The organism is Chryseobacterium sp. 22458 (assembly GCF_052044975.1).
Lineage (GTDB): Bacteria > Bacteroidota > Bacteroidia > Flavobacteriales > Weeksellaceae > Chryseobacterium.
In genome coordinates, this window is sequence record NZ_JBQEOA010000002.1 from 723,109 (window position 1) to 744,993 (window position 21,885).

Annotated in this window: 17 protein-coding genes; 9 read left to right on the forward strand and 8 right to left on the reverse strand. The window is 36.6% G+C overall.

All coding sequences use genetic code 11. The features are described from left to right. The first annotated feature begins 100 nt into the window (after nt 1-100). Entirely contained in the window at nt 101-1,495 is a 1,395-nt protein-coding gene (locus tag ACTJJF_RS10600) for an arginine decarboxylase (RefSeq protein WP_312302350.1), read from the forward strand. Nucleotides 1,496-1,699: 204 nt separating this feature from the next. Here the strand turns inward: ACTJJF_RS10600 and ACTJJF_RS10605 are convergent, their stop codons facing one another. After that, nucleotides 1,700-2,359, reverse strand: coding sequence for an HAD family hydrolase (locus ACTJJF_RS10605; RefSeq protein ID WP_440699633.1), 660 nt, complete (start codon nt 2,357-2,359; stop codon nt 1,700-1,702). Nucleotides 2,360-2,533: 174 nt separating this feature from the next. On the opposite strand from ACTJJF_RS10605, the gene ACTJJF_RS10610 reads away from it, so the two are divergent. The 5 genes from ACTJJF_RS10610 (at nt 2,534) to ACTJJF_RS10630 (ending at nt 8,283) form a co-directional block, all read left to right on the forward strand. Beyond that, nucleotides 2,534-4,228, forward strand: a complete 1,695-nt coding sequence (locus ACTJJF_RS10610; RefSeq protein ID WP_440699634.1) for a T9SS type A sorting domain-containing protein — start codon at nt 2,534-2,536, stop codon at nt 4,226-4,228. Between the two features lie 75 nt (nt 4,229-4,303). Further along, nucleotides 4,304-5,164: an agmatinase gene (gene speB, locus ACTJJF_RS10615; protein WP_312302345.1), complete on the forward strand. Its 861-nt coding sequence runs from the start codon at nt 4,304-4,306 to the stop codon at nt 5,162-5,164. Nucleotides 5,165-5,233: 69 nt separating this feature from the next. Then, nucleotides 5,234-6,076, forward strand: a complete 843-nt coding sequence (locus tag ACTJJF_RS10620) for a bifunctional helix-turn-helix domain-containing protein/methylated-DNA--[protein]-cysteine S-methyltransferase (RefSeq protein ID WP_440699635.1) — start codon at nt 5,234-5,236, stop codon at nt 6,074-6,076. Nucleotides 6,077-6,204: 128 nt separating this feature from the next. Continuing rightward, nucleotides 6,205-7,506 (forward strand): toxin-antitoxin system YwqK family antitoxin, encoded by a 1,302-nt coding sequence (locus ACTJJF_RS10625; protein WP_440699636.1) that lies wholly within the window; start codon nt 6,205-6,207, stop codon nt 7,504-7,506. A gap of 165 nt (nt 7,507-7,671) precedes the next feature. Beyond that, entirely contained in the window at nt 7,672-8,283 is a 612-nt protein-coding gene (locus tag ACTJJF_RS10630) for an alpha-ketoglutarate-dependent dioxygenase AlkB family protein (protein ID WP_312302337.1), read from the forward strand. A gap of 161 nt (nt 8,284-8,444) precedes the next feature. Here ACTJJF_RS10630 and ACTJJF_RS10635 read toward each other — a convergent pair whose 3' ends face one another. The 4 genes from ACTJJF_RS10635 to ACTJJF_RS10650 form a co-directional block, all read right to left on the reverse strand. Continuing rightward, nucleotides 8,445-10,304 carry a CocE/NonD family hydrolase gene (locus tag ACTJJF_RS10635; RefSeq protein ID WP_440699637.1) on the reverse strand — a complete coding sequence of 620 codons (1,860 nt, stop codon included), beginning with the start codon at nt 10,302-10,304 and terminating at the stop codon, nt 8,445-8,447. Nucleotides 10,305-10,445: 141 nt separating this feature from the next. Beyond that, entirely contained in the window at nt 10,446-13,163 is a 2,718-nt protein-coding gene (locus tag ACTJJF_RS10640) for a TonB-dependent receptor (protein WP_440699638.1), read from the reverse strand. 92 nt (nt 13,164-13,255) lie between these two features. After that, complete coding sequence (locus ACTJJF_RS10645; protein WP_312302329.1) at nt 13,256-13,675, reverse strand: SH3 domain-containing protein; 420 nt, start codon at nt 13,673-13,675, stop codon at nt 13,256-13,258. 6 nt (nt 13,676-13,681) lie between these two features. Further along, nucleotides 13,682-14,170: a BON domain-containing protein gene (locus tag ACTJJF_RS10650; RefSeq protein ID WP_065398921.1), complete on the reverse strand. Its 489-nt coding sequence runs from the start codon at nt 14,168-14,170 to the stop codon at nt 13,682-13,684. 222 nt (nt 14,171-14,392) lie between these two features. Between ACTJJF_RS10650 and ACTJJF_RS10655 the strand changes: the two genes are divergently transcribed. Beyond that, complete coding sequence (locus ACTJJF_RS10655; protein WP_312302324.1) at nt 14,393-15,643, forward strand: dicarboxylate/amino acid:cation symporter; 1,251 nt, start codon at nt 14,393-14,395, stop codon at nt 15,641-15,643. Between the two features lie 3 nt (nt 15,644-15,646). Then, nucleotides 15,647-16,369, forward strand: coding sequence for a phytanoyl-CoA dioxygenase family protein (locus ACTJJF_RS10660; RefSeq protein ID WP_440699639.1), 723 nt, complete (start codon nt 15,647-15,649; stop codon nt 16,367-16,369). 48 nt (nt 16,370-16,417) lie between these two features. On the opposite strand, the gene ACTJJF_RS10665 is transcribed toward ACTJJF_RS10660, so the two are convergent. From ACTJJF_RS10665 to ACTJJF_RS10675, 3 genes are all read right to left on the reverse strand, one after another. Then, a complete protein-coding gene (locus tag ACTJJF_RS10665) occupies nt 16,418-17,185 on the reverse strand; it encodes a hypothetical protein (RefSeq protein ID WP_440699640.1) in 768 nt (255 codons plus the stop codon). Between the two features lie 16 nt (nt 17,186-17,201). Further along, nucleotides 17,202-20,003, reverse strand: coding sequence for a GH92 family glycosyl hydrolase (locus ACTJJF_RS10670; protein ID WP_440699641.1), 2,802 nt, complete (start codon nt 20,001-20,003; stop codon nt 17,202-17,204). 224 nt (nt 20,004-20,227) lie between these two features. Further along, a complete protein-coding gene (locus tag ACTJJF_RS10675; RefSeq protein ID WP_440699642.1) occupies nt 20,228-20,683 on the reverse strand; it encodes a hypothetical protein in 456 nt (151 codons plus the stop codon). 210 nt (nt 20,684-20,893) lie between these two features. Between ACTJJF_RS10675 and ACTJJF_RS10680 the strand changes: the two genes are divergently transcribed. Beyond that, nucleotides 20,894-21,814 carry a hypothetical protein gene (locus tag ACTJJF_RS10680; protein ID WP_440699643.1) on the forward strand — a complete coding sequence of 307 codons (921 nt, stop codon included), beginning with the start codon at nt 20,894-20,896 and terminating at the stop codon, nt 21,812-21,814. Nucleotides 21,815-21,885: the final 71 nt, after the last annotated feature.

The following is a 21,885-nucleotide window of genomic DNA, read 5'->3' on the forward strand; positions in this document are numbered from 1 at the left end:
GGATATAATATTGGGTCTTTATTTAAAATTATAATAATTTTAACACCTAAAAATCAAACTTTTTTAGCAATTTTGCATTTCTTAATTCACTTGTTTAGAAATGAAAATAAAGTACTCGGAACTTATTGATCAGACATTATATTTTCCTACAGAGGAGTTTAATGTTTCTGAGAACAATTTGTTGTTTCACGATGTTCCTTTAATGGATGTTGTTGAACAATTTGGCACCCCGCTAAAGATTAGCTACCTGCCGAGAATTTCTCAAAATATTCAGAAAGCGAAAAGCTGGTTTAAAGAAGCTTTTGAGAAAACCGAATATAAAAAGAATTATACCTACTGCTATTGCACAAAATCCAGTCATTTCAATTTCGTGTTGGAAGAAGCTTTAAAGAATGATATTTCAATAGAAACGTCTTCGGCTTATGATATGGACATTGTAAAATCTCTTTATGAAAAAGAGAAAGTAGACAAAAACATTGAAGTGATCTGTAACGGATTCAAAACGGATGATTATCTGGCAAAGATTTCAGACATGATCAACAATGGTTTTGAAAATATTACGCCGATTCTGGATAACTACCGTGAGTTGGATAAACTTACAGAAAGTATTGATTCAACATTCAATATCGGAATCAGAATCGCTTCAGAGGAAGAACCGAAATTCGAATTCTACACCTCAAGACTTGGAATCGGATATAAAGATATTATTCCTTATTACAGCCAGAAAATTGCTGAACATCCGAATGCAAGACTGAAAATGCTTCACTTCTTCATCAATACGGGAATCAAGGATACCTCATACTACTGGAACGAATTGTACAAATGTCTTCGTGTATACGCCCGTCTGAAGAAAATTGCTCCGGAAGTAGATTCACTGAATATCGGTGGTGGTTTCCCAATCAAAACGTCTCTGAACTTTGATTATGACTATCAGTATATGGTGGAAGAAATCGTTTCCCAGATCAAGAAGTTCTGCGAAGAAGAAGGAGTAGAAGAACCTAATATCTATACTGAATTCGGAAGCTTTACCGTTGGAGAAAGTGGAGCCAACCTTTACAAAATCATTTCCCAGAAACGTCAGAATGACAGAGAAAAATGGAACATGATCGACTCTTCTTTCATGACAACCCTTCCTGATACATGGGCGATTTCAAGACACTTTATCATGCTTCCGCTTAACCGTTGGGAAGATACTTATGAAAGGGTATTCCTGGGCGGATTAACTTGTGATTCAGATGACTATTATAACTCTGAACAGCATACCAACGCCATCTATTTACCGGTTTTCAGTGATACGAAACCTTTGTATATCGGATTCTTCCATACAGGGGCTTACCAGGAAACGATCGGAGGTTACGGGGGAGTTCATCACTGTCTGATGCCTCAGCCAAGACACGTCCTGATTCAGAAGGATGAAAATGGAGAATTGCAGTATGAGATTTTCCGTGAGAAACAGGAACCGGAAGATATATTGAAACTTCTTGGTTATAAATAAGACTTTAATCTGTCATTGCGAGGAACGAAGGTGACGAAGCAATCTCATCTTAATAATCTTAATCACTGAATGAATCTTAATGTTTTAAAATTTAACCATTAAGTTTTTGATTAAGAGTTAAGCCAAGTTAAGAATCTTCACTTCGTTCAGATGACAAAATACTCAAAACAAAAGCTCTCAGGTTTTTCTGAGAGCTTTTTATATTTAAAAATATTTTGAAATTTTATCCAGTTCTAGGTCTTCATAATCAGAAATCACAGTGTCCGCCAAAGTGTAATCCTGATTTTTCGAATGTGGGCTTCGGTAAGCGGCACAAAAGATTTTTGCCCTGTGAGCTGCCAGAATTCCATTGGTGGAATCTTCAATCACCATGCAGTCTTCTAAAGATTCACCAGCCATATCTGCTGCCAATAAGAAAACTTCAGGATGAGGTTTTGATTCCTTTAAATCTGCTCCGCTGATCTTTCCACTGAAATATTTCTCAAGCCCGAATTTCTCAAAAACCATATTGATCGTAGTCATCGTAGCTGAAGAAGCCAGTATAAGCTTAATGCCGTTTTCATGATAATGCTCAATCAGCTTTCTTACCCCGGGAATCAGATCAAATTCATCATCATTATAAAAATAATCTTTGAAATGAGATCTTTTGATGCTGGCGATGGCCTCATGGGTTTGGTTCAGATCAAACTGACTGATCAGTGTTTCACAAACCCTTTTGGTAGAAGCTCCTGTAAAAGAGGTATACAGATCTTCGGAAACTGCAATTTCCAATTCATCGAACGTTTTGAAATAAGCTTTTCTATGCAATGGTTCTGTGTCTACAATCACCCCATCCATATCGAAAAGAACAGCTTTTAAAGACATATTTAAAGTTTTTACAAAAATAACCTTTAAAATTTAAACGGTAAAAGATTTAAAAAAATAAGGATTTCAATTAGAAGAAGACTAACAAGGGTATTTGATTATTTGTAATCATGTGTTTTTTTCTTTTATAAAAAAATTAACTTTGCTATTTACAAAAAATAAAACTAATAAATTATGAAAAAATTTTTTTTGTCTATTATGTTAATGCTTTATACATTTACAAATGCTCAGATTACAGTATACGAAGATTTTGAAAGGTATAATTTACCGGGATATGGTACATCAGTATATGGATGGAGCTCCCTAAGACTTGGTTCTACATCCTGTAATGGGACAAAGGCCTATAAAAGTTTCATTGATACTTTTGGAAATCAGTCTGTTAGTTTAATATACACAACAAACCATTCAAATGGTACTGAGTTAAAATATTCATTTAAATATTTTGTTGAATCGATGGCTAATTATAGTTCAGGCGGGATTATTACAACAAGTTACTCTTTAGATGGAGGAACTTCATGGATTAATTTAGGAAGTCCTATAACATTCTTAGTACCGATTGCTGGAACAGCTATTCCTTGTACTTTAATTTCAGGAACAATACCGGCAGGTACTATTCCTACAGGATCAGAATTTAAATTTAGAGTAATGGTAAAAAATACTGTTGTAGCAACTAATCCAGCATATTCATATCAGACAGTTGGTATTGATGATGTTAAACTTGAACAGACACCAACGGAAATTCCATCATGCGAAAATACGCAAGTATATTTTACTAATCCCACAGAACCATTAAAAACAGATATTCAATGGTATCCTGCAAAAGGTGCAACGGGATATTATATTAGTTTAGGAACCACTCCGGGAGGAACTGATATTATAAATAATTTAGATATCGGAAATTCTACCCATTATTTTATATCCAGCTTACATCATTCTACTCAGTATTTTGTAACAATCACTCCATACAACTCCTTTGGAAATGCTTCGTGTAGTATAACTTCTGATTTTACAACTCATAAATTACTATGCCCATATTATTTAACTCCTAACACTCAATCCGCTTCAGCTATCAGTCAATTTGCCTGGAGCTCTGTTCCGGATGCTGCGGGTTATAGAATAACTGCTGGTACAACACCACAAACTAATGATATTTTAAACAATGTTGATGTAGGGAATGTTACTTCATTCAAACCAGCTGTACCGTTTTTTTTTAATACTGCTTATAATTTCACTGTTAAAGCATACAATGCGTCTGGTGAATCTATTAATTGTACTACACAAGGTTTTAAGACTCAGATGCCATGTGCGCCACTTGCTTTTCATTCACCAAATGGTTACGTGATTTCATCACTAACTCCCAAATTGAGCTGGGGGACTAAAGATATTGTTCACCCTACAGGGGGATTTAGATTGAGTTTAGGAAAATATACTGGTCCAAATAGTACAAATAATGTTTTAGATAATTTTGATGTTGGCTATGTGTCTAGTTATCAGCTAACCACTCCTCTAGAACCTGGTACGACTTATTTTTATCGTGTAGTCGGTTATAATTATCAATCTGAACAATTTAATAATGCCTGCTACACGATCCTTTTTACTACTCCTGGTGGAGTACTGGGTACTTCAGAAGTGCAGAAAGATAATGATGGGGTAATCATTTATCCTAATCCAACGAAAGATTTTATAATGATTAATTCAAAAAAGAAGATTAATAACATTAATATTGCTGATTTTGCAGGAAGAAAACTAAAAGAGCTCACATTCAAAAATGATAAAGTTGATTTGAACGATCTTTCCAAGGGTAATTATATTCTACAGATACAATTTAAAGACAATACGGTATATAATAAAACAATTACAAAAGAATAATAGACCTTTTTAAAGGGAGGAAATTCTTAGTATCTTTGTCCTGAATATTTCAATCATTTAATTTAAAAATAAAGTATGAAAACATACGCAGGAATTCCCGAGGAAAATGCAACGTTAGAGAATTCGAAAGTAATGTTGGTAACGGTTCCTTATGACGGAACTTCAACATGGGGTAAAGGAGCTGATAAAGGCCCTGAATTATTCCTAGATGCTTCTGAAAACATGGAGCTTTACGATATTGAAACACAAACTGAGCCTTATCTTCAGGGAGTATATTTAGCAGGAGAGGTTTCTGAAAATTCTACTCCTGAAGCAATGACGGAAGCTGTTTACCAGAAAACAAAAGAGCTTTTGAAGAATGAAGGTAAAGTATTTACTTTGTTTGGAGGGGAGCACTCTGTTTCTATCGGTTCTATCCGTGCTGTAGGGGAGAAATTTGAAAATCTTACCGTTCTTCAGTTAGATGCCCACACAGATTTACGCCCTGAATTCCACGGGTCTACTTCTAACCATGCCTGTGCAGTGTTTGAAGCCAATCAGAAACACAACCTGGTTCAGGTGGGAATCCGTTCTATGGATGCTGAAGAAGCTCAATATCTGCCGGAGGGAAGAGTATTTTTTGCTCACGAAATTGCTCACAATGAGAACTGGGTGAATGATGTTCTGGATAAAGTTTCAGGAAACGTATATATTACGATAGACCTTGATGCTTTTGATCCTTCTATTGCCCCTTCTACAGGAACTCCAGAACCAGGCGGATTACAGTGGTATCCTACATTGGAATTATTAAGAAAAGTATTCGAAAAATGTAACGTAGTGGCATTCGATATTGTAGAATTAATGGATTCTCCAATGGCTAAGCCTACCGCTTTCCTTGCAGCTAAGTTATATTATAAAATGCTTGCTTATAACGATATTTATAACAACAATAACTAATATTCCGCAAGAATCGGATTTTTTCTGCCGTATATTCTTTGGAAATTTGTGAGGTAAAAACAATACAAAATGTCCACACAAAATCAAATAGATTATAACAGAATTGCCAAAGCGATAGAATATATCCAGAGCAATTTCAGGCTTCAGCCAACTTTGGAGGAAGTGGCGGAAAATATTCACCTGAGTCCGGCTCATTTTCAGAAAATCTTTACGGATTGGGCAGGAACAAGTCCGAAGAAATTTTTACAGTTCATCAGCCTTGAACATGCTAAAAATTTATTGAAGGAAGAAAAAGCAAGTTTATTCGATACCGCATATGAAACTGGACTTTCCAGTACAAGCAGACTTCATGATCTGTTTGTAAAAATAGAAGGAATGTCTCCGGCAGAATATAAAAACGGTGGAAAAAGCCTTGCCATTAATTATAGTTTTTCAGAAAGTCCGTTTGGAAATATCCTGGTAGCTTCTACAGAAAAAGGAATTTGCTATATGGCTTTTGAAAACGATAAAAATACAGCATTAGGGGATCTGAAACATAAGTTCCCTAATGCTTCTTTTTTTGAAAAACAGGATGCTCTTCAAAAAAATGCACTGTCTATATTCGATAAAGACTGGACGAAGCTCAATACAATCAAACTTCATTTAAAGGGAACTGATTTTCAGTTAAAGGTCTGGGAAAGCTTATTAACGATTCCCATGGGGAAATTGTCTACTTATGGCAGCCTTGCAGAGAAAATCGGAAATCCGAAAGCGTTCAGAGCCGTTGGTACAGCTATAGGAAGTAATCCGGTTGCATTTCTCATTCCCTGTCATCGTGTCATTCAGTCTACAGGACACCTTGGAGGTTACCGCTGGGGAAATGAAAGAAAACAGCTGATTGTAGGATGGGAAGGTTCACAGATCTATTCATAGAGCTTATTTTTATATACCTATTATTTCTATCCTGTTTTATTTATTGATAAAAACCTTTAGGAAATTTATGTTTTATCTTATCTTTGATTAAAGGTATTGTATCTGAGGAAATGCCTTTTAACAGATCCATGAATTTTAAAATTACAGATGGCAAGGGATTAATCGCTCTTGAATATGATTTCAACCGATATAGTGAATGTCTGACAATAGGAAAGGAGCCGGCTCTTTTTTTATGGGATGACTGTGATGATCCGGGAGATGAAAATATGGTGCTTTTTTCCATAAAGGAAGACAATTATAACCGTATTAATAAGGCTCTTGAAGGCGTTGATTTTAATGTAGATTATACTGATAGAACAGAAGATCTGTTTCAGGCTTTACAGCCCCTGTTGGGTTTAATGCAGAAGGGAAATTATAAACTAAGTTTTTCTGAAGATAAAGCATGGAGTATTTATAGCAATACAGCCGTATTTGGAGAAGAAAGACTGGATCAAAAGGAAGTAGAGGAAGAGATCAGGAAGTATGATGAGAAATTATCACAAAACCTCATCTACAGCTATGAACCTTATACCGTTTACGCAGATACATGTCATTTCAATATATACGAATACCCTTTTATTGCCTGGAAGTCTGAAAAAGAAATTGACCCGGATCTTGTAAAACATTATACAGATCTTATCTTATCCGGAGCCAGACCCTTTGCTGTTATTCTGAAAGGAAAATATGGAGAGAAAGATTATTTCCACGACTATATTCTGGACGGGCATCATAAACTTATTGCTTACAGAAACCTGAAAATAGAACCTCTGTTTGCTATTATTGAGTTTTTTCCGGAAGAGAAATCAGAAATAGAAATGGATATGGATCGTATCTGTAAAATTTTGTATCCCTGGCAGTTCAGCCATTACTACAATACCTGGAGTGCATACCGTAAACGGGATTATTTAGAAAATAACCCGGATAGTCTGCTCAAAAAGCATTTCAAAAACGGTTTTATCACCTTTATTTATCCTGATGATAAAAAAATGGCTGAAGTATTTTACATCAATGATGTGGAAGATGGTGAATATAAATACTGGTATAATAACGGAGATCTGCGAATTGTAGGAAATTATGCACTGGGGAAAAGGATCAATAAGTGGATATATTACTTTCCAACACATGAAATAAATGAAAACGTCTTGCCTTCTGAAGCAAAGGAAGGATGGATGCAATACGAGTATATTTATAAAGATAAATTTCCATTGGTTCGCAAAAGATGGAAGACATCAGGAGAGATTGAATACATAGAATATACTTTTAAAAATCAGGTTATTAAATTTCCTTTGACTGAGGAGATGATTTTGAAATATTCAGCTGAAGGGTATGAAAATGCAATAAAGGAAAAGAAAAAAGAGACTGAAAAAAAAAATCTGAAAATAAAAAACTAGATGCCGGGCTTTTTAAAATAAAGAGAGATGAAAAAATATATAGGGTACTGAAGCTGCTGTTGCTTGCTGTAGTGATTGTACTTGTTATGATATATTTCAGTACACTGTAAATCACTACTATACGATTCTATTTAAATCAATTTAACACCAAAAATTTCACTTATTATGCTAAGCCTGTTCGATGATACATCAGATTATCCCTTAAACATTCTTCCACACGACGGAACCGTTCATTACTATGGAAAAATTTTTTCAACAGACAAATCCGGTTTTTATTATGATTATTTACTCAATCAGGTTCCTTGGGAAAATGATGAAGCAATGATTTTTGGAAAACTGATCCTGACCAAAAGAAAAGTAGCCTGGTTTGGAGAGAAACCTTTTGAGTATACCTATTCAAAGAGAACAAAACTTGCAAAATTCTGGACTCCTGAATTGTTGGAACTGAAAAAGAAATGTGAAGAAGTCTCAGGCGAAACCTATAACTCATGCCTTCTTAATTTATACCATGACGGCAGCGAGGGAATGGCTTACCACAGCGATGGCGAAACCGATCTGAAAAAACACGGTGCCATTGCATCTCTGACTTTTGGAGCCGAAAGAAAGTTCCTGTTTAAACATAAGAAAACAAAAGAAAAAGTAGAAATATTCCTTGAAAACGGAAGCCTGCTGATCATGAAGGGAACAACTCAGGACAACTGGCTTCACAGGTTACCCCCTACAACAAAAGTGAAAACGCCAAGAGTAAACCTTACGTTCAGGACCATTGAAGAATAAAAACAATTATATATTAGAGTGACTAAACTGAGCTTTATGAATAGGAGTGGGCTTTAGCCCACTTCAAAATATAAATTAAATTCCTCTGGCTTTAGCCAAAACCTAAAAAGGCCGTGAGAATCAAAAACTAAAAACGCTGTTCAGATGAACAGCGTTTTACTTTATTTCAGAATTTCAGCTTCAATGGAACTGTCATCATATACTTTGATCAATGCTTTTGTATAATCTTCCTTCGATGCAAAATTCGGATTATCCATAAATTTTTGAGGATTCACGGCAAAAAGCGGGAACCATGTGCTGCTGATCTGGATCTGGATCTTATGTCCTTTCTTGAAAGTATGAACTACATCCTGCAGTCTGAAGTTGACCGCTGTTTTCTGACCGGGAACCAGGGCTTCTCCTTTCTCTCTTGTATTTCTGAATCTTGCAGGCATAATCTCGCTTCTTACCATCTGATGATAATTTCCGTAGATCACACCGTCTTTCTTTTCTGCAGGTTTAAAATCTTCAGGATATACGTCGATCAGCTTTACAGCAAAATCAGCATCGGTAGAAGAAGAGGCAATATTCAGTTTAGCCATGATTTCTCCGGCAAAAGTAATGTCATCCGTTAAAACATCAGTGGTGAAAGTCAAAACATCAGGTCTTCCTTCTGCAAATCTCTGGTCTTCCGACATATAATTCTTAGGGGTAAAACCATTGAAATCCTTTAAATGATCAGAACTTAGAACCGGGTTGTTAGGATCACTGTAGTATTCAGAATATCCTTGTCCGGAAGTATTTTTCAATGTTTTATCAGACAGGTAGAAATTAACTTTCTGTGCATTTTTTGGTGGATAAGAAGCGAATTCTTTCCATTCTTTGGCTCCTGTGTCATACATCAATGCCTCAGGAAGCCCGGCATCTTGTTTGGTATTTCCTTTCAGATAATGATTGAAAAATTTCGTCTCAATATTTTTCTGGTAATAGGTAGCAATGCTGTCACCGAAATAGGTTTCACTGTGGAAATGTTTCCCTTGCTCCTGAGACCATCCGCCATGAGAGAAAGGTCCCATTACAATAGTATTTTTTGCTTTAGGGCTTTTCTTTTCAATTGTTTTATAAATATTCAGAGGTCCGGAAAGATCTTCTGCATCAAACCATCCGCCAACAGTCATTACAGCGTGGTTGATGTTTTTAAGATGAGGCAGTAAATTTCTTTTTTGCCAGAATTCATCATAGTTGGTATGATTCATAATTTCTGTCATGAAGAAATTGTTCTTATAATATTTTTCATAGCCGTCTTTCAGGGTTCCCATCTCTCTGTAGAATTTTAAACCGTCTTCAGAAGTTTGTTTAATGAACGAATCCATATACCATGCTTTATTTTCCGGTTTGGTTTTCTGAACTCCAAAAACAGGGAAAGTCCTGAAGTACCCCAGCATAAATCTTCCGTTGTGAAGGAAGTCATCATTCCAGAAATCAGAGATCGGAGCCTGTGGAGAAGAGGCAACCAGGGCCGGATGCTGTGCCAGTGTTCCTACAGCAGTATAAAATCCGGGATAAGAAGTTCCGAATTGTCCGATTTTTCCATTATTGTCTTTTACATTTTTCAAAAGCCATTCAATCGTATCGTAGGTATCTGTGCTTTCGTCAACATCTTTTTTGGTTTTGCGTTCCACCTGCGGGGTCATATTGGTAAAAGTGCCTTCACTCATATATCTTCCGCGTACATCCTGATAGACGAAGATATATTTGTCCTTCATAAGATATGTATTGGGACCAACCTTTGTTTTGTATTCATTTTCTCCATAGGGAGCAATGCTGTAGCAGGTTCTCTGCATCAGGAAAGGATATTTGTTCTTATTAGAAATATCTTTCGGGATATAAACGGCAGTGAAAAGCTTCACTCCGTCACGCATCGGAATATAAAATTCTTTCTTGGTGAAATGGTCTTTAACGAAATTATCTTTCTGTTCCGTTTTTTGGGATTTCCCAAGAATGAAACAAAGAATCAATAAAACTGAAATATGGATTTTCATAAAAAAAATTTGCAGCTAATTTAATCATAAAAATGCTGCTGCAGCATTTTATCAGAGAAATCTTATTTTAAAAACAGAATCAGCTGCGTTTTTCAGAATTGACTGCAAAAACCATAAAGAAAGTGCTCTCAAAATAAAAGACTATTTCCTTTTCATCTTTTTACCATTGAATTTATTGAGTTTCAGGCTTAATGAAAACATGATATACCGTTTCAGGATCAGCTCTTCACGATCTTCAAAATAAGTATTGGTGATATTTCTTCTTACACTTTGATTCTGATTCAGCACATCATAGATCTTCACTTTTGCTGTAAGCTGCTTTTTGTAGAAGGAGTAGCCCAGACTGGTATTCCAGAAATAAAAATCCTTTTTGAACCCCGGGGCAATATTCGAATTGGTATTGTATTCGAAATCATTTCCGAAAACCAGACTGCTCTGGAACAGATAATTGGTAAGCTCCAGCTTTAAAGACTGATTGGCCGTATTGATGTTGTTGATATCCGAATTGGAATATTTGGAGAAATTATATCCGAGTCTGTACGACGGCTTTATCGTAAATTTATCTTTAATTTCGAAACTTAAATTTAATGCAGGCGTTAAACTGTAAGTTCTGCTTTTGATCAGCTGTCCGTTCACAGAACTGTTATTAAAATTATAGGTCATCCCGAACCTTGGGCTGATGGATAGTTTTTTATCCTCCCATTTGAAGGTTTTATTAAAAAAAGCATTGACGTTCAGACTCTTATTTCCGCTTATATTATCATAGGTTACGATCTGCTTTCCGGCATCATCATATCTGGTGTAATTGATGACATCATTATTCCTGTAGATAAAACCTACATTTAGGAAATAATTGAAGTTAGACACAATATTATAGTTGTTGAAAGAAATAGTGCTGCTGTTCATCCATGAGTTTTTAAGATCAGGATTTCCGGTATAGGTGACCAGGGGATCAGATTCGTCTTTATAAGGAATTAACCTTTCCGCTCCGGGAATACCAAAGCTTGAAGAATTGGCAAACGTTAGCCTTTTACGTTCAGAAAAAGCATATTGAAAATTCACTGAATAGCTTGGAAGTACAAAGTTTTTCTGAAGCTCATACTGCTGACCTTTGAAGACCGAGTTTACCTTCATATCCGAAATCTCAAGATTGGCAGTACTCCAGGCATTGAATTTCTTTTTAAAAATAGAAAAAGATATTTCAGGGGTGATCTGACTGATATTCTGCTGCATGCTGTTTGAGAGTGCAATATTATAATTGGAGTAATTTCCGGTAGCAGCATCAAAATCGCTGATATCTCTGAAATCCCGAGACAGTTTTGAACTGTAGCTGACCTCAAAACTTACCATTGCAGAATCTGAGATCGGTTCGGTATATCCTGCCCGGAACGTGTAATTATTGACCTGGTTCCGGTTCTTCTGCAGCTGATCCCGGTTATCTGTAGTGATTCCGGATTCCCGGTAAAACGTATTCTGTGACTGGTTAACAGTATTGGTTTTGGATTCGGAAACAGTACTGTTAATCGTAGCAGAGATGGCACGCCCTTTCTTTTTAAGGTTCCTTGAAAAATAGATATTAGGACTGAAAGCATTGCTTTCTCCATTCATACTGTTCAAAGAATTACTTTCATTCAGAAGCTTACCATCCTTTGAGGTGGAAGATGTAGATCTGCCGGAACTGGAACTTTCAGACCTTGAAAAAGAAGGCGAGAGGTAAATATTGGTCTTGGAATCCGGTTTAATGACCGTTGAATTATTAAAATTATAGTCTTTAGATTCATTTTCACCGCTATTTTCAGAATCGGTTTTCAGTGTGGAGTCACCCGGAAGAAGTGTACTTCGAGAAGCTTTGGAACGGGTTTCCCTGTTAGATTCTGAATACCTTAGACTGAGGTTATCCAGACTTGCATCCGATGAAAATTTATCATTATAATTGATTCCAACACTTGAAAATCTTTGAATACCGCCCCCACTGCTTTGTGAACCGCCCCCTCTGCTTCCCATAGTATCAAAAACCTCATCGGCAGAAACACTTCTTGAATTGATATTATTGGAAGAAGCTATCAGGCTGAGATTGGTATCTGCTTTAAAATAGTTGGCCTGTATATTTCCCTCATATCTCTTATCAGAACCATATCCAGCCATTGCCTTTCCAAAAAAGCCTTTATTTTTCTTTTCATCAATATTGAAATTGATCGTAGTATTCTGTGATCTTGCAGGTTTTTTACTAAGTTCTTCCTCCTTTGTTTTGGTCGTGGTAAACTGAATATTTTTAATAATATCTGCCGGAAGATTCTGAAGGGCGATTTTACCGTCTTTATCAAAAAAAGCTTTCCCATTTACTGTAATCTGGTCCACGGTCTTCCCATTTACTGTAATTTTATCATCATTGCTGATGTCAACTCCGGGAATCTGTTTCAGAAGTTCTTTTATATTGCTGTCAGGCCGTACTTTAAGAGAGGATGCGTTGAATTCTACAGTATCATTTTTTATTTTTACCGGTGAAACGGAAATTTTTACCTCATCAATATTGATTATTTTTTTTGGCTCAGGTTCTATATCTCCCAGTAATAAAGGTTTATCAATTTTTTCAAAAGTCCTGGAGTAAGACAATTTTTCGTTATCAATTTTCAGGATAGACGGCGCTTCCTGTTCGTCTATTTTTAATGAGAACTTTCCTTCCTTATTGGTTGCCGTATAATTGACAATAGATGAATCCTTTGCCTTCAGCAGATATACTGTAATATTTTCTATAGGTTTTTTTTCTGAATCGGATACTTTTCCGTTGATATACAGTTTTTGAGCATGTAGAATAAAAATATTGCCTATCAGCACCCACAGCAGTAAGATTTTCTTCATTGAGTTTTTCAAAGGTGTAAAAATAAAAAAACATCCCTTTTTAGGGATGCTTCTATGATAAATTTGTGAAAATTTATTATTATTTATAAAAATTATGCTCTTAAATATCTTGAATAAGCATAACCTTCCTGGCCGTCAGCAGTTTTTACCTTCCACCAGTCATCAGAAGTCTGTTCAATTAAAGTGACAGAAGAACCTTTTGCAGCTTTACCTACAACGGCAGCTTCAGTAGAAGGCTCCTGTCTGATGTTCAGGTTAGACTCATCGGTTGCTACAGTTAAAGAAGCTCCTGAAGCAAGACCTGCAACCTGTACGTCAATATTAATATCTGAAGCAGAATAGGTAGAATCAATAGCACCTAAAGCATTCCATACAGCATCTTTCGCTGCAGTATTGGAAGCACTTCCGGAAACATAAAGAATCCCGTCCTGCTCCTGAACCTGAAGGTTTGAAATTCCTGCAGACTGTGCTGCTGAAACTACACTTGAATATTTATCTTGTAATTCGCTCATCTTAAATTATTTTACAATTAGGTTGTTGTTATACTTTCCGATTTTCAAAGCATCTACAGATTCTTTGATCTTTCTCGCCTGCTGGCCAGAAACATTTCCTGTAAGAGTAAGCTGTCCGTTTACTACTTCCACTTTTACAGATGGGAAATCTTTTACAGCATCCTGAACTTTTTTCTGAACTGCAGGGTCTACAGCAGAAGTTGTTTCAACCGGTGCAGGCGCAGGTGCTGCTGCTATAGTAGACATATCCATTACGTCTTTTACTCCGTTGATTGCTTTTAACTGGGCAATCATTGCATCCTTAGACTGCTGGTCTGCGAAAGTTCCGCTTAAGTGTGCTACACCTTCTTTTACTTCAACAGAAGCATTGGGATTAGAAGTTACTACAGTGGTAGCCTGAGTCTGAAGATCGGCATCAGAAACTTTCTTTTTACAAGAAACTGCTCCGAAAGATACAGCTACAGCTAATGCAGCCATTGCGATAGTTTTTTTCATATTGTATATTTATTTTAATGTTGTTATACAATCAAATGTAATAATAAAATTTGTACCAAAAGAATAAAAAGTCAATAAATCTTTCTTAAATTTTTTACAATATTTTATAAACCAAGGTTTTAATTTTTAGAGATTAAAAACTTAATGTAAAATTAATCCGTTTTGAAGAAAATCTTCTGCCAATTCAAAAACCATTATATTTGCGCAAATTGAACTATATATATGAAAGGACAGAATAAACTTTTTATAGCAATTATCATTGCGCTTATCCTTGGAGTAGGAATAGGAGGAATTGTACATGTGAAGTATCCGGAAAGTGCAGAACCTTTTTCCAAGAATATCAAACTACTCGGAACCGTTTTTATCAGGCTGGTACAGATGATCATTGCGCCTTTGGTTTTTACTACACTGGTGGTGGGAATTGCTAAAATGAGTGATATTAAAATGATCGGAAGGGTAGGAACAAAAGCAATGCTTTGGTTTATTTCCGCCTCTCTGATTTCCCTTTTCATAGGATTGATTCTTGTGAACTGGCTTGAGCCGGGACATGTGACCAAGCTGCCTATCCAGGATGTAGCTTCTGCGGAAGATCTTTTGAAAAGCAGCAAAAGCTTTTCTATGGAAGATTTCGTAAAGCATATGATTCCTAAAAGTTTATTTGAGGCCTTTGCTACCAATGAAGTATTGCAGATTGTGGTATTTGCCATTATGTTTGGAGTGGCTCTGGCTAATTTGGGAGAAGAATATTCCAAGCCTGTTGTTAAACTTTTTGATATTATTGCTCATGGTATCCTTAAAATGGTAGGTTATATCATGTGGTTTGCTCCATTTGGAGTATTGGGAGCGATTGCAGCTGTAGTGGCTACCAATGGTTTTGAAATATTTAAGGTATATGCTATCTATTTAAGAGATTTCTTCTTTGCACTGGGTGTGCTTTGGCTGGTTCTTTTACTGGTAGGGTATTTTATCTTAGGAAACCGTCTTTTTGACCTTTTAAAAAGAATCAAAGAGCCGTTACTGATTGCTTTTTCCACAACCAGTTCAGAAGCCGTATTCCCGAAATTGGTGGAAGAGCTTGAAAAATTCGGCTGTAACAGCAGAGTAGTATCTTTCATCCTGCCGTTAGGATATTCTTTCAACCTTGACGGAAGTATGATGTATATGACATTTGCTTCTATCTTTATTGCACAGATTTATGGTATTGAAATGACTATCGGGCAGCAGATCACAATGCTTCTGGTACTGATGTTAACTTCAAAAGGTATTGCAGGAGTACCGAGAGCTTCTCTGGTAATCATTGTTGCTACCTGTTCTATGTTCGGAATTCCACCGGAGGGGATTGCCCTGATCTTACCAATTGACCACTTCTGTGATATGGGAAGAAGTATGACGAACGTATTAGGAAATACACTGGCAACTTCTGCAGTTTCCAAATGGGAAGGACAGCTGACAGAGCCTATAGAAAAAATTTAAAAGATGAGTGTAAAAAGCTTAGAAACCTATAAAAGCCATATTCAAGAATATGGCTTTACTGTTATTAATGATATTTTTTCTCAGGAAGAAATTGATACAATAAGCAGTGTTCTTCAGAATATTGATACCTCAAAAGAAAATTTCAGGAAGTCTGAAGATCTTTTTGCAATAAGACAGTTTTTAAAAGAGATTCCGGAAATTAAGGATCTTATTTTTAATGATATGATCCAAAAAGTAATCAGAGAGATCTTTGGAGAAAAATATTTTGTGGTGAAAAGCATTTATTTTGACAAACCGGAGACTTCCAACTGGTATGTTGCCTATCATCAGGATCTCACTGTTTCTGTTGATAAAAAACTGAATATACCTGGTTTCGGACCCTGGACTACAAAACAGAATCAGTTTGCCGTGCAACCTCCATTGCAGATTTTGGAAAATATATATACCATCAGAATCCATCTGGATGACACGGATGAAAATAATGGGGCATTAAAAGTAGTTCCAAAATCCCACGCCAAAGGAATCTACAGACCTGAAACGATTGACTGGACCATAGAAACAGAAGATATCTGTAACGTAGAAAAAGGAGGTATTATGATCATGAAACCTCTGACCCTTCATGGTTCTAACCGGACAACCAACGGACACAGAAGGAGAGTCATCCATATTGAATTTTCAGATATGGAACTTCCTGAAGGTCTGAAATGGTCTGAAAGAATGAATTGATAAAAAATAAACCCTTTCCCAGATATTGAGAAAGGGTTTATTTTAATATTAATCACAGGATATGACATCTCTGTATGGATCATTTATATTCTCTTTATGATAAGAGAGAAATAATAGACCTTCTTTTGGATCAGGAATCCAGAAAGATGTTGGTGTGGAGACTGTCATATTTGTTTTCAGTATATTTTCGATCATACCATCCTTACTTCCAAAAGTTGTAACAGGAGTAATTTCCTGAATTTTTGACGTGTCATCTATTTTTACTTTATAGATGGCAAAAGGCTGCTTAGGTTTGAATCCACTGATCTTTGATAAGTCAGATTTATACCCGGTTCGGGTTTCATCATAGCAACGGGTAAACTGTAAGCCTATAAACCGGAATTTATTATTATCTAAGTACGTAAAGGCTTTGCCCAGATTTTTAAGCCACGATTTTTCATCTTTTGTTGGTTTATTTTTCAGTGCTGATCTCGGAGTACATGATGAAATGGAATATGTGTTGTTGTATTTATTTAAAAAGATCAGATATCTTTCATTCGGCTGTACATTAATTTCGCATGCTCCCGAATAGGAATTTCTAATCAGGCCTCTTACATACATTGTTTTGAATGTTGCTCCCTTATATACTTTTTCAATTTCAATATCTGCTTTATAGGTTCTTTGCTCAGTGTTTTCATCATATACTTTCAAAATTTTGATAATACCTGCAAAGTCAGCATTCTGATAATTGTAGGGTAATGTTTCATGTATACATTTACAGGCTGAAACTTTTATGATACTTAAAAGTATAAAGAATAGTAATGACAGTTTTTTCATATATAATTGTGCTTTTTTATTTTGCAGAAACCTCATCAATAAAAATGTAAGATTCACCTCCGGCTCCCTGGTGCCACTCCGGAAGTTTCCCGAAATAGTAGGCTTTTACTTTGATATATTGAGCTTCAGTCGGAAGAATTTCAGCAGAGAAATCTTTGATCTGTACCTTTTCATCTTTCGGATCAATATCGTTATCAATGGTTTTCAGAAGGATAAAATCTTTACCGTTCATAGACGCATAATATTCCACTTTCTTAGGCATCAGGATCCATGCTTTGCTGTCCTGAAGGTAAGCTGATGATAGTTTTGTAATGTGTTGGGGAGATTTAAAATCAATAATCGCTTCGAAATTCTGTCCCTGATAGCCGTGCCATTCCCCTTTTCTCCAGTTGACCTCACCTCTGATCCCGTCAATGAGAGCAAGTTTTCCGTTGGCAGTATATTGAGGAGTCGCTTTAGACAGAATATGGATATCCCAGTAATTTGGCCTTCTGTTGAATTGAGCCGTAGTTACCGAACTTTTCTCACCGTTTCTTTCGGAATAGGCATGAACCTGTGTAGTTTTGCTGATGGAAAAAGGCCCCTTATAAGCTGTAAATGTTTTTCTTTTATTACGGTCACTTTCATCCATTGTCATATAATAGACTTTATCTCCCGGATTGAGCGGAGTGATCTCAACTTTGGCGTTGAAATCAAAGATACGGTCTGCAGCAATAACCGGAGAAGCGGTAAGCTGTGCATATTTAAAATCTTTAACAGGCTTTATCGTTTCAAATCCCAGTTTTTTCAGCGTATCTCTGCCCGTACTTTTAGTAATTGTTCTGGTAGTTCCGTCTTCAAGATGAATTTTAATTTCATCAAAATAAGGGGTAGTGGTTTCCCATTCAGGCAATCCCGGCGTTACCGAATAAATTCCCATGGCACTTAAAATATACCAGGCACTCATCTGGCCGCAATCTTCATTTCCGATCAGTCCGTCCGGAGTGTTTTTATAGAAATTATCAAGGATATATTTGATCTTGGCGTCTGTTTTTTCAGGCTTATCAACGAAATTGTACAGGTAAGCAATATGGTGGCTTGGCTCATTTCCCTGAGCATACTGCCCCATTAATCCGGTAATATCTACCTGTTCTCTGCCCGTTGTTTTATCCGGTGCTGCAAAAATAGCATCAATGAACTGTTCAAACTTTTCTTTTCCGCCATGTGCTGCGATCAGTCCCGGAATATCCTGTTGTACAGAATAGGAATAATGCCATGAATTACCTTCCGTATAGTTATTATTGACTTCTCTCGGGTCAAAAGGTTCGTACCAGTTACCGTTCTTTCTGGGCTGCATAAAGCCACTTTTGGGATTATAAAGGTTTTTCCAGTTCTGAGAACGTTTCATGAAGTACCGGTAATCTTCTTTTTTGCCTAATATTTTAGCCATCTGGGCGATACACCAGTCGTCATAGGCATATTCTACGGTTTTGGAGACACTTTCATGCTCATCATCAATGCTGATATAGTTATTCTGTTTATAGGCGTTCAGTCCAAAGATATCCAGCATAGCAGAGTTTTTGGAAGCCTGAAATGCTTTTTCATAATCAAATCCTTTAATTCCCTTTGCCATGGCATCGGCAATTACAGAAACGGCATGGTAACCGATCATACATTCTGTTTCATTGGAAGCCAGTTCCCAAACCGGAAGCTTTCCGCCCTGCTCATATTGTCTGATAAAAGTATTGATAAAATCAGCCGTTCTCTTTCTGTCGATTAAAGTCATTAAAGGATGTGCTCCTCTGAAGGTATCCCAAAGCGAAAATACGGTGTAATAATCAAATCCATTGGCTGTATAGAGCTTGTTGTCACGTCCTCTGTATCTTCCGTCCACATCCATATTGATGTTCGGTTGGGTAAAAACATGGTACAGGGCTGTATAGAAAACAGACAGTTTATTTCTGTCGTCGGATTTTACTTCAATCTTTGAAAGCTCTTTGTCCCAATCCGCTTCGGCCTGTTTTTTTACAGCATCAAAATCATTGGATTTAGCTTCTGCCAGCATATTTTTTTCTGCACCTTCATATCCGGTGGGGGAGACCGATACTTTGACGTTGATCTTTTCTCCTTTTTTAACGTCAGCAGAGAAAGCCAGAGCCAGTCTTGTTCCGGTAAAAAGATTGTTTTTCTGTTTTCCGTTGACGTCTTTTTTAGAGATTTTCAAGGGTTTTGAAAACTCAATTCTGGCATAGATATACTGATTGGCAGCCCAGGCTTCACTTCTGCGGAATACTTCAATGGTTTTGTCATCTATGATTTTTACTTCTCCTTCCAGCAGTTTGTCCCTGTGATTCAGATCCAGAATAATATGGGCATTTCCTGCATTATTGAATTTATATTCGTGATAGCCAACTCTTTTGGTACTGGTGAGGCGTACATCAATATTATTTTTATCCAGCTTTACGGAGTAAAATCCAGCTGCTGCCTTTTCATTTTTATGCGAAAATTTTGAAGAATAGTCTTTAGGATTCAGTTCCGGATTTCCCATCACAGGCATCAGCATGATATCTCCGTAGTCAGAAACTCCGGTTCCGTTCAGATGGGTATGCGAAAAACCATAGATCACCGAATCTGAGTAGTGATATCCGCTGCATCCGTTCCAGCTTCCGTCAATTCTGGTATCCGGAGAAAGCTGTACCATTCCGAAAGGAACTATAGCTCCAGGGAAAGTATGGCCATGGCCTCCTGTGCCTATCATCGGGTTGACGTATTGTGAATAGTTTTGGGCAGAAATAATCTGGGTGATCATTAAAGAAAATACAAGAATCCCTTTTTTCATGTTCTGATTTTATAAAGCGAATATATTGAAAAACGGACAAACCGATTTAATAAACCGGAAATACTGTCAGATACAGATTGTATGTGAGATTTGATGAAAAGAGCAGGGGCAAACTAAAATCAGAAGCTGGAAGTTGCAATTTGATAATAAGACAGAATAATCTATCATCGTCGTTTATAACTTCCAGCTTTCTTCTTCAGATTCCAGCCTCATTAAAAGCCACATCATACTTCCCCTTCAAAGATATCAGCCAGATAATCTTTTTTATCGTCCTCATCCTTTGTTGTTCCCAAATATTTTTTCCATGCCTGGGATTCATGATATACAATGCCCATTTCCCAGACACAGTAAGTAGGGAGGTGGGTTTTACTTCTGTCCCATATTTCAAAATTTCCGGAACCGTCATAGTAAACACTTTCCCACAATTCATTTCCACTTCGCCAGGTACATACAAGAAGAAGGTGATTTTTTCCGCATAGGTGCATGATGACAAATCCCAGATCTTCAATATCCTGAAAGTTTTCTGCCGCATTTTCTATGCAGGTCTTTGCATTATAAATATCCTGTGGCGTAATTTCTGCCGGATCAGTGGCCAGATCGTACCATTTGAATTTTGTTTGTCCGACTGTGAAAAGTCCTTTGGGAGAAGCATATTTGGATGGATAGGTAGTAGATTTCATAGCTTGTTTTTTGGTGATAGTGAAAGCTTTCACAATAATAAATATGAAAATTATTTATAGAGAGCCCATACCGGCAAATCTAATGATTTTCTGCTGATTACAAATCCGGAAATAGGTTTTTGTTGCAGCTATGGAATACTACAAAAGTGTTATTAGGGGATCAATGATTTATTCGTTACATTTGATCTAAACTAATAAAAACTGACGATCATGAACCTTCAATTAATCGAAATTGCTATCGGACTTATCTTCGTGTATCTTCTGCTCAGTATTTTTGCCATGACTTTAATGGAGATCATCTCAACATTTTTACGCATGAGGGGAGAATTGCTGAAAAGCACCATTGAGAAAATGCTTTTTAATAAAGATAAGAACCCGGAAAAAATCAATGAACTTTATAATCAGCCTCTCATTCTTTTCCTTGGAGATAACGTATCAACCTGGTCCTGGCTGGATCATCTTCTGGCCGGAAGATTCAAAAAGCTGCCGAGCTACATCAAAAATGAAGATTTTTATACCATTCTTTTAGGATTTATCAATGATCATAAATTTTCAGACTCGCTTGCAGAAATCGAAGAAAAAATAGAACAGGCTCCTTTTTCAGAGAATACCCGGCTGCATCTTAAGTTTCTGATCCAGAAATCACAAGGAAATATTGCCGGTTTTAAACAGGAGGTTATCCACTGGTTTGAGGAATGTATGGAGCGTGCCAATACATGGTATTCCAGGAGAGTACAGTATATCATACTGGTATTAGGCTTTATCATTGCTTTTGCAGTCAATGCAGATACACTCCGAATGGTTGATCAGCTGAATCATGATGAGAAATTAAGAAAGGAGCTGGTACAGTCTGCATCGGAATATGTGAAAAACAATCCCCAGGGAAACAGCAGTATTTCAAAAGATCCTTTAAATACAAAAGTAAAGGAAGAATATTATCAATTGCTTAATGAATCTCATCATCTCCTGGGCTGGGAAAATTCAGAGAAGGAAGATCGGAGACTTTTTCTAAGAATAGCAGGATTCCTCCTGACTGCTTTTGCCATAAGTCTGGGATCCGGTTTCTGGTTTGATCTGCTGAAAAGGATCCTTAATATAAGAACGCTGGGTAAGCCGACACAAACACCATGATATGGATTATATTTTTATCTGAAGTTGCGTTTTAAGAAGTCTCTTCATACTCTTTTCCACCTTTAAAAATT

Bases quoted from the DNA above. Each gene is read 5' to 3' on its own strand.
- ACTJJF_RS10600 (WP_312302350.1), top strand. From the start codon at position 101: ATGAAAATAAAGTACTCGGAACTTATTGATCAGACATTATATTTTCCT.
- ACTJJF_RS10605 (WP_440699633.1), bottom strand. From the start codon at position 2,359: ATGTCTTTAAAAGCTGTTCTTTTCGATATGGATGGGGTGATTGTAGAC.
- ACTJJF_RS10610 (WP_440699634.1), top strand. From the start codon at position 2,534: ATGAAAAAATTTTTTTTGTCTATTATGTTAATGCTTTATACATTTACA.
- speB (WP_312302345.1), top strand. From the start codon at position 4,304: ATGAAAACATACGCAGGAATTCCCGAGGAAAATGCAACGTTAGAGAAT.
- ACTJJF_RS10620 (WP_440699635.1), top strand. From the start codon at position 5,234: ATGTCCACACAAAATCAAATAGATTATAACAGAATTGCCAAAGCGATA.
- ACTJJF_RS10625 (WP_440699636.1), top strand. From the start codon at position 6,205: ATGAATTTTAAAATTACAGATGGCAAGGGATTAATCGCTCTTGAATAT.
- ACTJJF_RS10630 (WP_312302337.1), top strand. From the start codon at position 7,672: ATGCTAAGCCTGTTCGATGATACATCAGATTATCCCTTAAACATTCTT.
- ACTJJF_RS10635 (WP_440699637.1), bottom strand. From the start codon at position 10,304: ATGAAAATCCATATTTCAGTTTTATTGATTCTTTGTTTCATTCTTGGG.
- ACTJJF_RS10640 (WP_440699638.1), bottom strand. From the start codon at position 13,163: ATGAAGAAAATCTTACTGCTGTGGGTGCTGATAGGCAATATTTTTATT.
- ACTJJF_RS10645 (WP_312302329.1), bottom strand. From the start codon at position 13,675: ATGAGCGAATTACAAGATAAATATTCAAGTGTAGTTTCAGCAGCACAG.
- ACTJJF_RS10650 (WP_065398921.1), bottom strand. From the start codon at position 14,170: ATGAAAAAAACTATCGCAATGGCTGCATTAGCTGTAGCTGTATCTTTC.
- ACTJJF_RS10655 (WP_312302324.1), top strand. From the start codon at position 14,393: ATGAAAGGACAGAATAAACTTTTTATAGCAATTATCATTGCGCTTATC.
- ACTJJF_RS10660 (WP_440699639.1), top strand. From the start codon at position 15,647: ATGAGTGTAAAAAGCTTAGAAACCTATAAAAGCCATATTCAAGAATAT.
- ACTJJF_RS10665 (WP_440699640.1), bottom strand. From the start codon at position 17,185: ATGAAAAAACTGTCATTACTATTCTTTATACTTTTAAGTATCATAAAA.
- ACTJJF_RS10670 (WP_440699641.1), bottom strand. From the start codon at position 20,003: ATGAAAAAAGGGATTCTTGTATTTTCTTTAATGATCACCCAGATTATT.
- ACTJJF_RS10675 (WP_440699642.1), bottom strand. From the start codon at position 20,683: ATGAAATCTACTACCTATCCATCCAAATATGCTTCTCCCAAAGGACTT.
- ACTJJF_RS10680 (WP_440699643.1), top strand. From the start codon at position 20,894: ATGAACCTTCAATTAATCGAAATTGCTATCGGACTTATCTTCGTGTAT.